We start from the raw sequence: 12,430 nt of genomic DNA, 5'->3' as shown, positions 1-12,430 counted from the left end.
TTAATTCATACTAAATACATATGTATTATATAGATTGTACTGTCTATTGTACAGTATTATGACTAGACAAGCTGTTTTTCTATATCATCAATTCTTTTTTATCTATATACCTCAGCATGGTAAATATAACTACAAATCTAACACAAAGAAAAGAGAGCCAACATAAGTCAGCTCTCCTCTGCTTATTATCGTTTTTTCTTCTTACCGGATTTGCGCTTAGCAGCCGGTGCGTTTTCATAAAACTTCTTTTTCTTTCTCGGGCCTTTTTTATCGGAGCTTTCTCCCGGCTTACCTTTGCCCTGGCCTTTAGGACCGCATTTGTCTCCATTTCCTCCCTGTGGTCTGGAAGAATCCTTGCGGCGGTTTTTACCCGGTTCTGCTTTAAAAATACGTTTTTCACCAGAAACCCGTTCACGATTGTCTTTCATCCCAACAATTTCAAAGTCAATGGCACGCTCGTCTTTATTTACTTTAATAACCCTTACCGTGATCTCATCACCAATGCGGAAGACTTTAGCTGTACGTTCACCAATCATTGCAAATTGACGGTCGTCAAAATGATAGTAATCATCAGTCATATAGCTGACATGGACAAGACCTTCAATTGTGTTGGATAGCTCAACAAACATACCGAAGTTTGTGACAGAGCTAATAATCCCATCAAACTCCTCGCCCACTTTATCTTCCATGTATTCAGCTTTCTTCAGATCATCCGTTTCACGCTCAGCATCTACTGCCCGTCTTTCCATTGAGGAAGTATGCTGGGCAATCTCACCAAGTCTTTCATTCCATTTTTCCTGCGTCTCTTTGCTTAAATCTCCATTTATTAAATACGTACGAATTAAGCGGTGGACAATTAGGTCCGGATAACGGCGGATAGGTGATGTAAAGTGCGTATAATAATCGGTCGACAATCCAAAGTGTCCCAAGCTTTCAGGATCATATTTTGCTTGCTTCATGGAGCGAAGCATGACTGTCGATACGACCATTTCCTCCGGTTTTCCCTGTACCGCTTCAATGATTTCCTGCAAAGCACGCGGGTGAATGGAATTCGCCGTACCACGAACGATATAGCCAAAGTTCACGATAAAGTCGAAGAACTTTCTCAGCTTTTCTTCATTTGGATCTTCGTGGATCCGGTAAAGGAAAGGCACGTCCATCCAATGGAAATGCTCAGCTACTGTTTCGTTAGCTGCCAGCATAAATTCTTCAATTAATTTTTCTGCAACAGATCGTGTACGAAGAACAACATCGGTTGGTTCTCCATTCTCATCAACAAGGATTTTTGCTTCTTTAAAATCAAAGTCAATGGCTCCTCTGCGCATCCGTTTTTCGCGAAGAATTCCAGCCAATTTCTCCATTTCCTCAAACATCGGAACAAGCGGTTCATAGCGCTCAATCAATTCTGCGTTTTTATCAACAAGAATCTCATTCACATCTGAATACGTCATACGCTCTGTTGTTTTAATGACACTCTGGAAAATCTCATGGGAAACAACAGTTCCTTCAGAATCAATCTCCATTTCACATGATAATGTTAAACGGTCAACACGTGGATTCAATGAACAAATTCCATTTGATAGTCGATGTGGTATCATCGGAATAACTCGATCCACAAGATAGATACTTGTTGCACGCTCTGCCGCTTCCTTATCAATTGGCGATCCTTCGGTTACATAATGAGAAACATCGGCAATATGTACACCCAATTTATAATTTCCATTATCAAGTCTCGTTACTGTAACAGCATCATCCAAGTCTTTCGCATCCGCACCATCAATCGTGACAATCGTTTCATCCCTAAGATCACGACGATTGGCCAGATCTTTTTCATCTATGACTTCAGGTGTTTGATTAGCTTGTTCCAGTGCATCCTCTGGAAATTCTCCTGGCAAACCAAACTTATGAATAATGGATAAAATATCAACACCCGGGTCATTTTTATGCCCTAAGATCGTGATAACTTCACCTTCTGCCGACATTCTGCCTTCTGGGTAATTTGTTATTTTAACAACTACTTTATGACCTTCAACGGCACCGTTCTTCGCCTCGTTAGGAATAAAGATATCATTAGCCATTTTTTTATCATCTGGGATTACAAAACCAATCCCTCTTGTTTCCGTATATGTCCCTACGACATTTTGGACACCGCGGTCAATGATTTTAACAATGGTGCCTTCCCGTCTTTGGCCTGATGATTGTGAAGAAACACGGACCATAACAATATCTCCATGCATCGCATTATTTAACTCATGCGGAGGAATAAAAATATCATCCATGCCTTTCTCTTCAGGTAGCACAAAAGCAAATCCCTTAGCATGACCAGATACCTTCCCTTTTACAAGGTTCATACGTTCTGGCAGTCCATAACGATCAGAACGAGTTCTCACGATTTGGCCATGCTCCTCCATATACACAAGAGCCTTCACAAAATCCTTGAAATCCCCGGAGTCTTCTACCCCCATTGCTGCCTCTAATTCTTGTACGGTCATGGGTTTGTAAGCTTCTTCTTTCATATAAGAATACAGCTTTTCTACATGTTGACGTATCATGTCATCCATCACAAACCCCTCCTTTCTTTCCTTTATCGTTGATCTATCTATTAATTTGCCCAATCAAGACTCTCTAAAAACGCAAAAACATCCTGATGAAGCTGATCACGTTCTTTATCCAGTGTTATCACATGGCCTGATTCCTCATACCATTTTAATGTTTTTTGTTCAGTATTTGCAGAATTATAGATAATATTAGCGCTGTCAGTATTGATCATATGATCGTGGCGTGCCTGAGCGACAAAAAGCGGAACATCCACTTGATTCACATGATCTCTTACATTGCCAATCAATTCTTGCAAGGCTTGCAGGGTATTCATTGGACGAAAACAATTCATTTCTGCCTCAATTTGTTCCTGACTTTTACCTTCACGCTTTTTATACTGACGGGCATACTCAAGTACCCCATCATACATAACTTTTTCACTTTTTATATACATAGGTGAACACATGGTAACGATACCCTTAACAGGTACAGTGTAACCTAATTTCAAGGAAAATACCCCTCCTAATGAAAGACCTGCTACCGCAATTTCCTTATGGCCCATTGCCCGCAATCGATCATAGGCTTTCATACAGTCCTTCCACCAATCAGTTGGTCCGAATTCTACCAACTCCTCCGGAGGTACTCCGTGCCCTTTATATTGCGGTGCATGACATGTATATCCCCTGCTTTCAAGATATCGGCCTAACATCCTTACATCAGCGCTATTCCCTGTAAAACCGTGAAGCAATAAGACTGCACGGTTTCCTCCCTCGAATGTAAATGGTTTTGGCTGAGTTAATTTCATATAAAAAATCTCCCTTTGTTAAAACTTATACTATGTACTATTAGTTTACGATGTTAGAGGAACAAAACGCTATTAATATGAACGATTTACACATCAAAAAAGCCTGGCAAAGCTGCCAGGCAATGTTTGTTTTCGCACTATTACTTTGCAAAGAAAGAAACCAGAATGGTTAAAACAAAAAATAATACTGATAAAACAATAGTAGCGCGGTGTAAATATAAATCAAGTCCTCTCGCCTTTTGTTTACCAAAAAGCTGTTCAGCACCACCGGAAATCGCGCCGGATAAACCTGCACTTTTACCGGATTGCAGTAAGACCACAACAATTAAACTAATACATGTAATAACCAATAATACCATGAGCGTAGTATGCAACACGAACAAATACCTCCTAATTACGGTCTTATCAATACTATCACTTTACCATAACCACCTTTTTTTCACAATAACTAACAAGGAGGTAATAGTTAAATTCACCGCAGGCAGGGTATAATCAAATAAGAGGATTCAAAAACCCGGGACAGAGGGGGACATGATTATGTTTACCGATTGGTTATATAAAGTAAATTACATAAATATGATCGGATTTATATTTGGCAGTTTAATGATGTTCTTCGGATGGAATGCCCCCTTAATGGGAGCTCTTTTACTCGCGGCCGGTGTACTATTAATCATTTCTAAACTTAATGGAAGGCCGTTCATCTATTTTATGACCTATTTTGTACATCTATGTTTGATTGGTTTATTGATTTTTGAACTCTTATCTATAGAATGGTTGTCTATTAACCCCATCCTTTTCGTGGTTTGTATAGCAGCACTGATTAGCTTAATAGCAGTCATTATTCGCTCGAATACGAGCACTCTAAGCCTCTTTTGGTTGGCATTACATATCTTAATACTTGCCTATGGATTTATTGGCGAAGGCACTTTCTGGTCGACTGTTTGGAGTCCGGGATCTGTCCAGGTCGTATTTAAAACCTTCTATTCTATATTAATCGCATTTTTCCTGATTGGCGTATTTTTGGACCGTTTTCAAAACGAACTAAGGAGAGAGTACCGCGATAGAAATTAAATGAAAAGACGCTCACTTTTTAGCACCTCAAGTTAGATATAAAATCTAACTTTTGGAGTAAACTAAAAATGGAGCATCTTTTTTGTTGATTTATTTATACACTTTCACACGATCTTCAATTGGATTGAATTGTTTTTCACCAGCAGGAGCAACTGGTTTACCAAATGGCATTTGGGCGGATAATCTCCAGCTTGCAGGTATATTCCAGGTTGCCTTCACTTCTTCATCAATCAACGGATTGTAATGCTGAAGTGTAGCTCCTAATCCTTCCGCTTCAAGAGCTGTCCAAACGACGAGCTGCAGCATTCCGGAGGCTTCATTAGACCAAATAGGGAATTTATCTGCATATAGATCAAATTGTGACTGCAGCCCCTCTATGACCGATTGATCTTCAAAGAAGAGTACAGTGCCATATCCAGCATTAAACATATCCATTTTTTCCTGAGTGTCACCAAAATTTTCGGCAGGTACGACTTTTCGTAATGTTTCAGTTGTGATACTCCAAAACTTATTACTTTGTTCTCCAAATAATACGACTACTCTTGCGCTTTGTGAGTTAAAGGCAGATGGTGTATGCTTGACGGCGAATTTAACAATCTCCTCTACTCTTTCTTCAGAAATTACCTTTTCATTACTAATCGCATACAGTGAACGTCTTTTTTCAATTGCTGATAAAAATTCATTTGTATTTGTCATGATTTATTCCTCCCCAATGTTTTTATACATACTAAAATCTATTTAGACAGATAACCGAATAGATAAACCAAACGGGTCTGTTGTTACCCAAATTCCATTCTCTTCTCGAACTTCAGCACCTATATTATTCAAACGTGAAATCACTTCTTCTCTTTGTTCATGATTAGGATAATGAATAGTGAATGTTTGGAGTCCCACACTTTCTTTTGAAGCAGCCGGTATATTCCTGCCATTCCATACATTTAAACCGATATGATGGTGGTAGCCACCTGTGGACAAAAACAATGCCTGATTTCCATAACGAGTAACTACATCAAATCCCAATCCCTGGCAATAAAACTCCTCCGCCAGTTCAAGATTGCCAATATGCAAATGAATATGCCCCATTGCCGTATCAGACGGAAGGCCTTTCCACATCGTGTCTTCTCCTGCTGCCAATACTTCTTCTGCCTTCAAAGGCTCCGTAACCATATGAACCTCTTTGTCTTTCCATATCCATGAGGAAGCTGGGCGATCTGCGTAAATTTCAATTCCATTCCCATCAACATCCTGTAAATATAGTGCTTCACTAACATGATGATCTGAAGCACCCAATGGGTAATTAATTTTTGCAATATGATGCAAAAAGCTTCCTAAATCTGCACGTGAAGGCAACAATAAAGCAAAATGGTACAGCCCGGTTTTATGTGCCTCTTTTGGTATAACATTTTCAGGTTGAATCAAAGTTAATAATGGTGTTTCCCCATCAGCTGTTAAAACTGTACGATTCTCCTCTTTCTCCAGCACTTTAAAACCAATGATGTTTTCGTAAAAGGCGAGCGATCTTTCCATATTAAGTATCTTCAATTCAAGACTTTTCACAAACGTATTTGTTTTCTGATGAAAGTTCATATTACTCTCTCCCAAATGGCATTTTGTTTTTTTATAATTTAATCAGTACATAACTTACTTTATGTAAGTAATTATACTTTAGTAATAAATTTATATCAAGTAAATTATTTCCTATAAATAATTATATGATTTTTCAATAATACGATATAATATAGACCAGAGGGGTGATGTAATATGAATCAATCTCACATTTGTCCTAAATTTGAGAAAGCTATGGATATCCTCAGCCGCCGTTGGTCAGGGTTAATTATTTATCAACTGCAATCCGGTCCTCAGCGTTTCTGTACGCTGGAATCCTCAATTGGTATCAGTGGGCGAGTACTATCTGAACGGCTAAAGGAATTGGAAAAACAAGGGATTGTCAAACGCGAAGTTTATCCGGAAACGCCGGTCCGAATTGAATATTCCTTAACAGAAGCAGGAGAAGCCATGAAGCCTATGATGCAATCCATTGCAAAATGGGCCGATGAATGGATGAAAAAGGATTCTCCAGAAACTGATCAAAAATAAATGCCGATTGCGCTGGCCGCAATCGGTTTTTTCTTTTTTTGATTGAAATTCATATCAGCCTACAATAAAAAAAAAGAGAATAGGAGGTTTCCCTACTCTCCCATCCCTTCATTATTTTTTAATCATCACTTGTTTAGGTGCTGGTTATAAAAAGCCCTAATACAAGCGTTAATTATATACGCTTTCATTTAGAAGCTATGTATTCAGTATCTTTAATTTTTGATCTACTTATATATAAAGTGAAATATTTTAACTTTTCTGATAAACTTAATCAAACGTTTTATTCTAGATAGTAAGTGAAAGTGCAGGACAAATTAGAGAAGAGACAAAGGGGGATCACAGATGGATTATGCATTATTAACATCAGTCATTATTTACATGATTTTAATGCTCGGGATCGGATATTTTGCCTATAAAAGAACATCCAATTTATCTGATTATATGCTTGGCGGCAGAACACTCGGACCTGCCGTAACAGCATTAAGTGCAGGAGCTGCTGACATGAGTGGCTGGCTGTTAATGGGATTACCCGGAGCTATGTACGTATCCGGCCTTAGCGCAGCATGGATTGCCATCGGTTTAACTATAGGAGCCTGGGCTAACTGGATTTATGTAGCGCCAAGACTGCGTACCTATACACAAATAGCCAATGATTCCATTACAATTCCTGGCTATTTAGAGAACCGCTTTGGCGATACCTCAAAAATACTGCGCTTGATTTCTGGACTTGTTATTCTTGTATTCTTTACCTTTTATGTTTCATCGGGGATGGTTTCCGGCGGTATACTATTCCAAAGTACATTCGGGCTTGATTACCATACTGGATTAATAGTGGTTACTCTAGTAGTAGTCGCATACACTTTGTTTGGAGGATTTCTTGCCGTCAGCTGGACTGACTTTGTGCAAGGGATCATCATGTTTATAGCACTGATTCTTGTTCCAATCGTCACTCTTATTGAAGTGGGCGGATTTGGAGAATCAATTGATACAGCACGATCTATCAATCCAGCCTTATTAGATATTTTCAGAGGCACAACGATACTGGGCATCCTTTCTTCCATTGCCTGGGGACTTGGTTACTTCGGCCAGCCTCATATCATTGTCCGCTTTATGGCCATTTCATCTGTTAAAGAAATTAAAAAGGCCCGTCGAATCGGAATGGGATGGATGATTTTCTCTATTATTGGGGCAATGCTGACTGGATTTATCGGGATTACGTATTTCTCACAAAATGGCTCACCATTAGAAAACCCGGAAACGGTCTTTATCGTTTTAGGAGAAGTATTATTCCACCCGATTATTACTGGATTTTTAATCTCAGCTATTTTAGCTGCTATTATGAGTACCATTTCTTCGCAACTTCTCGTTACATCCAGCTCGTTAACAGAAGATATCTACAAAACATTTTTCAGACGATCAGCATCTGATAGAGAACTTGTTTTCTTAGGAAGATTGTCCGTTTTAATTGTCTCGATTGTCGCGTTATTTTTATCCTGGGAAAAGAACTCCACAATTCTCGAACTGGTTGGTTATGCTTGGGCAGGCTTCGGATCATCATTCGGTCCGCTCATCCTTTTAAGTCTCTTCTGGAAACGTATGAATAAATGGGGAGCATTGGCAGGTATCGTTGTGGGAGCCCTGACTGTTATTATTTGGTCTAGCATAGGTCTCTCTGATACACTCTATGAAATGATTCCTGGCTTTGGAGCAAGCACACTTGCCATCATCATTGTCAGCTTACTGACCGCTCCACCGAAGCAAGAAGTTAGTATTCAATACAAGCAATTTAATGATTTAATGAAGCAATAGAATTAAAAACATTGAGGCGAGCCTCAATGTTTTTTTATTGATTTTTAGCCCCAAATGACTGAACTCTTACCCCAAAAACGGAGTCGGCGGCAATCTGTTAGCACCGGCCAAAACAGGAGATTACGATCAGATTACTGAAATCGCAAAGATGTATATTGAAAAGGCTGAAGCAGCAAGGAAAAAATAAGAATTCATTCTATTAACTAAGTTGAACAGTCATCCTTTATAATAAAAGAATAGTTAGAAAAAACCAAATTAGACAGAGGAGGATTCAGATATGCCAACAAATCTCAAAGATACAGTCACCTTACATAATGGCGTTGAAATGCCATGGCTTGGATTGGGCGTTTTTAAAGTTCAAGAAGGTGAAGAGGTTATCCAGTCTGTTAAAGCAGCCATCCAAAATGGATATATCAGCATTGATACAGCTGCCATTTACGGTAATGAAGAAGGCGTAGGCCAAGCGATCAAAGAATCAGGTGTGCCACGCGAGGATTTATTTATTACAACAAAGTTATGGAATAGTGAACAAGGATATGAATCTACCTTAAAAGCCTTCGATGAAAGCATGGAAAAGCTAGGCTTGGATTACTTGGATCTTTATCTAATTCATTGGCCTGGTAAGGATAAATATAAAGAAACATGGAAAGCCTTTGAAAAACTCTACAAAGATGGACGCGTTCGTGCAATTGGTGTAAGCAACTTCCTGATTCATCACCTTGAGGATTTAATTTCTACCGCTGAAATTAAACCAATGGTGAATCAAGTGGAATTCCATCCTCATTTAACATTGGAAGACTTGCGTGCTTTCTGTAAAAAAGAAGGAATCCAATTGGAAGCATGGTCTCCATTAAAACGAGGAGAGCTTTTGGACAATCCAGTGCTCAAAGAAATTGCTGAAAAGCATAATAAATCAGTTGCTCAAGTCATCTTACGATGGGATCTTCAACATGGCGTTGTAACGATTCCAAAATCAATCAAAGAACACCGTATCATTGAAAACTCTCAAGTGTTTGATTTTGAACTATCTCCTGAGGAAATGGACAGAATCGATCAGCTTAACGAGGATAGCCGTTCCGGATCTCATCCTGATACAATGAAAGCAGGCTTTGAAGATTAATAATAATCAGGAGGCAGCTTATACGAGCTGCCTCCTTTTTATTGAAATATTAATGTTGCTCTGCATATACTCCTTCTTCTATAAGTCTTGCATGGACCACTCTTCTTCCGTCCTTTAAGCCTTGACTACACGTTGAGAGCGTTAAAACCTTATCCTTATCAGTCAATGGTTCTTTCTTATAGCTAAAATCTGACCTTGATTGTAATTGGTTTATAAAAGCAAGATACTGTTCACTAGTTCCAAACTCAGTTTGGATATAATTAAAATCTGGATCTGTGTTATAAGTAGAAAAAACCTCCCACTTATAATAGCCCGTTTTCCCATAAAAGTTTATATATCTATGCTCGTAAAGAAAGTTTTCATCCTTGTATTTATTCAAATCATGAAACATCGTACCGTTCTTCATATTATGTCCATAAAGAATGATATGATTGTCTGCAAACCCTTCCTGATTACGATAATCCATAAAAATACTTCCCTGAATGGACGAGCTATTGTTAAAATCATGCGTTAAATAGTAACTGTTATCATCACCCTGTACAACAGGGTAGTCAATGGCTGTTCCATCAATGGTGATCCAACCAACCGATTGGTCATTCAGCTCTACCAATTTAGTAAAATCGGCATTACCTGTCTCTTCTGATATGACCTTGTGTTTATCTTGATCCAGCTGCTTCTCCAATTTATACATCTGATATTCATCCATTGCATATTGAAACAAATAAATTCCTGACCAGCAAAACACAATCAGTAGTCCTAAACCGATTAACTTTGATATAATTGTCCGACTTCTCTTCATGCCTCTCAACTCTCTTAAGGAAATTATTATTCTTATATAACATAAGTTTAATAACAGACATTTCAGAATACAATAGCCTATCAAATAAAACAAAACCCACATTATAAGCATAAGGAGGTTAAAGTCTGACTAAATCTATCCCTTTTAAGGTTTTATAAAACTTCTCAAGCGTTTTCGGGAATTATATACATACTCGGATAGGAATTTTAGTTCGTAGAATTATTCTTTTTACTCCCTTTCACAATCTATATTGGTATTTAAGTATTCCCTCACCAATTTCCATTGAAATCTCTTCTTGTAGTAATTTAGTCATCTCAAATTCTCATTTTAGTTGTTCATCTTTCATTGAAACAATCAATCATCCGTTTGTATGCTTTTAAATGATAAACTTAGTTGCTGATCTGTTTCTTCACTTAATTCCAATTCCCAGTGCATTAGTTTATTACTGTCCAGTCTCATCCTTATGTCTTTCTCGAGAACGGTACCAATTTAGGGAGAACATGGATATTTTTCGTCATTATTCGACAATATTTGCATAAAACTTGACTGAATTTTCTCTTTAATGTTACCTTCAATATGGTTAACCAAAAGTTTACTATTTAAATTGTTAAATAGATTGTTTGTTTATATGCGAATAAATATTATTAAACTAGTATTCCTAGGCATTAGTTGATAATATACCTAAACAATACTGGAGGCACATTTTATTATATGAAAATAAAGATAGCCCTTACGATGACATCAGTCATTTTGTTAAGCCCCATGTCAACTTTTGCTGAAACATACACAGTAAGATCTGGTGATAACTTATGGGATATATCGGAACGTAATTATGTTAATTTTCAAGCACTTTTAGAAGTTAATAATCAAATTCCGAATAAAGACTTAATCTATCCCGACCAAGTTATTAACATGCCTGATACTATGAATGAATATACCGTACTTTCTGGCGATACATTATGGGATATTGCCAGGAAATTAGACGTGGATTTTCTTGAATTACTAAATGTAAATTCTCAAATTCATGATAAAGATCTAATCTTTCCAGGACAAAAAATTAATTTACCAAAGGTGACAGAATCTGAGAAAACCAATTTGGAAGTTACTAAACCTGAAGAAACTACTCCAGAAGTAATGGTGCCTGTTGAGACTACTCCTGAAGTAACGGAGCCCGTTGAAACTACTACCGAAGTAACGGAACCTGTTGAGACTACTCCTGAGGTCACGGAACCTGTTGAGACTACTCCCGAAGTAACGGAGCCTGTTGAGACTACTCCCGAAGTAACGGAACCTGTTGAGACTACTCCCGAAGTAACGGAACCTGTTGAGACTACTCCTGAAGTAACGGAACCTGTTGAGACTACTCCTGAAGTAACGGAACCTGTTGAGACTACTCCCGAAGTAACGGAACCTGTTGAGACTACTCCTGAAGTAACGGAACCTGTTGAGACTACTCCTGAAGTAACGGAACCTGTTGAGACTACTCCTGAAGTAACGGAACCTGTTGAGACTACTCCTGAAGTAACGGAACCTGTTGAGACTACTCCTGAAGTAACGGAACCTGTTGAGACTACTCCTGAAGTAACGGAACCTGTTGAGACTACTCCTGAAGTAACGGAACCTGTTGAGACTACTCCTGAAGTAACAGAACCTGTTGAGACTACTCCTGAAGTAACAGAACCTGTTGAGACTACTCCTGAAGTAACAGAACCTGTTGAGACTACTCCTGAAGTAACGGAGCCAGAAGGCAATGACCAAGCCATCGTCAACCAAATTGTTGCATTAGTCAACGAGGAAAGAGCTAAAAACGGTCTACAACCTCTCAGCAATAATGCAGACTTATCCATAGTTGCTTACACGAAAGCTGTAGATATGTCAGAAAACGGTTATTTTGCCCATACATCACCAACATACGGAACTCCCTTTGATATGATGAAGGCTTTCGGAATCACATACGTAGCAGCAGCTGAAAACATTGCACAAGGCCACAGAACAGCTGAAGCCGTTATGGAAGGTTGGATGAACTCAGAGGGCCACAGAAAAAATATCCTAAATCCAAACTTTACTGAAATCGGGATTGGTTATGAAAAGAATGAGCATTACTGGGTGCAAATGTTCATTCAAAATTAATCAACACTGTAATTCATTATTTCTAACAAAAACGCCTCTTTCCTTATTGGTAAGAGGGCGT

At 38.5% G+C, this 12,430-nt stretch carries 11 protein-coding genes; 5 read left to right on the top strand and 6 right to left on the bottom strand.

The window, feature by feature from the left end; translation table 11 throughout:
* Window positions 1-185 precede the first annotated feature (185 nt).
* The 3 genes from rnr to secG form a co-directional block, all read right to left on the bottom strand.
* Window positions 186-2,552: a ribonuclease R gene (gene rnr / locus AC4G3N_RS11470; RefSeq protein ID WP_491090297.1), complete on the bottom strand. Its 2,367-nt coding sequence runs from the start codon at window positions 2,550-2,552 to the stop codon at window positions 186-188.
* Window positions 2,553-2,602: 50 nt separating this feature from the next.
* Window positions 2,603-3,343, bottom strand: a complete 741-nt coding sequence (locus tag AC4G3N_RS11465; protein WP_066106279.1) for an alpha/beta hydrolase — start codon at window positions 3,341-3,343, stop codon at window positions 2,603-2,605.
* A 140-nt stretch (window positions 3,344-3,483) separates the two neighbouring features.
* Entirely contained in the window at window positions 3,484-3,702 is a 219-nt protein-coding gene (gene secG / locus AC4G3N_RS11460; RefSeq protein ID WP_373925489.1) for a preprotein translocase subunit SecG, read from the bottom strand.
* Window positions 3,703-3,880: 178 nt separating this feature from the next.
* Here secG and AC4G3N_RS11455 point away from each other — a divergent pair, with 178 nt between their 5' ends.
* A complete protein-coding gene (locus AC4G3N_RS11455) occupies window positions 3,881-4,414 on the top strand; it encodes a hypothetical protein (RefSeq protein ID WP_066106276.1) in 534 nt (177 codons plus the stop codon).
* Between the two features lie 90 nt (window positions 4,415-4,504).
* Here AC4G3N_RS11455 and AC4G3N_RS11450 read toward each other — a convergent pair whose 3' ends face one another.
* The gene (locus AC4G3N_RS11450) at window positions 4,505-5,110 is read right to left on the bottom strand and encodes a nitroreductase family protein (protein ID WP_148630667.1); all 606 of its coding nucleotides are present in this window, start codon (window positions 5,108-5,110) and stop codon (window positions 4,505-4,507) included.
* Between the two features lie 42 nt (window positions 5,111-5,152).
* On the bottom strand, window positions 5,153-6,001 hold the full coding sequence (locus AC4G3N_RS11445) for a VOC family protein (RefSeq protein ID WP_140461761.1): 849 nt from the start codon (window positions 5,999-6,001) through the stop codon (window positions 5,153-5,155).
* A gap of 174 nt (window positions 6,002-6,175) precedes the next feature.
* On the opposite strand from AC4G3N_RS11445, the gene AC4G3N_RS11440 reads away from it, so the two are divergent.
* The 3 genes from AC4G3N_RS11440 (at window position 6,176) to AC4G3N_RS11430 (ending at window position 9,440) form a co-directional block, all read left to right on the top strand.
* Window positions 6,176-6,511: a winged helix-turn-helix transcriptional regulator gene (locus AC4G3N_RS11440; RefSeq protein ID WP_139892222.1), complete on the top strand. Its 336-nt coding sequence runs from the start codon at window positions 6,176-6,178 to the stop codon at window positions 6,509-6,511.
* Window positions 6,512-6,853: 342 nt separating this feature from the next.
* Window positions 6,854-8,320 carry a sodium/proline symporter PutP gene (gene putP, locus AC4G3N_RS11435; protein WP_491090236.1) on the top strand — a complete coding sequence of 489 codons (1,467 nt, stop codon included), beginning with the start codon at window positions 6,854-6,856 and terminating at the stop codon, window positions 8,318-8,320.
* 277 nt (window positions 8,321-8,597) lie between these two features.
* A complete protein-coding gene (locus tag AC4G3N_RS11430) occupies window positions 8,598-9,440 on the top strand; it encodes an aldo/keto reductase (RefSeq protein WP_139892220.1) in 843 nt (280 codons plus the stop codon).
* A gap of 49 nt (window positions 9,441-9,489) precedes the next feature.
* Here AC4G3N_RS11430 and srtB read toward each other — a convergent pair whose 3' ends face one another.
* Complete coding sequence (gene srtB, locus AC4G3N_RS11425; protein ID WP_180349981.1) at window positions 9,490-10,239, bottom strand: class B sortase; 750 nt, start codon at window positions 10,237-10,239, stop codon at window positions 9,490-9,492.
* Window positions 10,240-10,950: 711 nt separating this feature from the next.
* Here srtB and AC4G3N_RS11420 point away from each other — a divergent pair.
* Complete coding sequence (locus AC4G3N_RS11420; RefSeq protein WP_491090235.1) at window positions 10,951-12,369, top strand: LysM peptidoglycan-binding domain-containing protein; 1,419 nt, start codon at window positions 10,951-10,953, stop codon at window positions 12,367-12,369.
* Window positions 12,370-12,430: the final 61 nt, after the last annotated feature.

The organism is Bacillus sp. z50, assembly GCF_058313585.1.
Note: the sequence above shows the minus strand (reverse complement) of the source record. Positions and strands in the feature narration are given on the sequence as shown.

What these genes read in the sequence shown, in the direction of transcription:
- AC4G3N_RS11455 (WP_066106276.1), top strand. Translation starts at nt 3,881, where the DNA reads ATGTTTACCGATTGGTTATATAAAGTAAATTACATAAATATGATCGGA.
- AC4G3N_RS11450 (WP_148630667.1), bottom strand. Translation starts at nt 5,110, where the DNA reads ATGACAAATACAAATGAATTTTTATCAGCAATTGAAAAAAGACGTTCA.
- secG (WP_373925489.1), bottom strand. Translation starts at nt 3,702, where the DNA reads ATGGTATTATTGGTTATTACATGTATTAGTTTAATTGTTGTGGTCTTA.
- AC4G3N_RS11430 (WP_139892220.1), top strand. Translation starts at nt 8,598, where the DNA reads ATGCCAACAAATCTCAAAGATACAGTCACCTTACATAATGGCGTTGAA.
- rnr (WP_491090297.1), bottom strand. Translation starts at nt 2,552, where the DNA reads ATGATACGTCAACATGTAGAAAAGCTGTATTCTTATATGAAAGAAGAA.
- AC4G3N_RS11445 (WP_140461761.1), bottom strand. Translation starts at nt 6,001, where the DNA reads ATGAACTTTCATCAGAAAACAAATACGTTTGTGAAAAGTCTTGAATTG.
- putP (WP_491090236.1), top strand. Translation starts at nt 6,854, where the DNA reads ATGGATTATGCATTATTAACATCAGTCATTATTTACATGATTTTAATG.
- AC4G3N_RS11465 (WP_066106279.1), bottom strand. Translation starts at nt 3,343, where the DNA reads ATGAAATTAACTCAGCCAAAACCATTTACATTCGAGGGAGGAAACCGT.
- AC4G3N_RS11440 (WP_139892222.1), top strand. Translation starts at nt 6,176, where the DNA reads ATGAATCAATCTCACATTTGTCCTAAATTTGAGAAAGCTATGGATATC.
- srtB (WP_180349981.1), bottom strand. Translation starts at nt 10,239, where the DNA reads ATGAAGAGAAGTCGGACAATTATATCAAAGTTAATCGGTTTAGGACTA.
- AC4G3N_RS11420 (WP_491090235.1), top strand. Translation starts at nt 10,951, where the DNA reads ATGAAAATAAAGATAGCCCTTACGATGACATCAGTCATTTTGTTAAGC.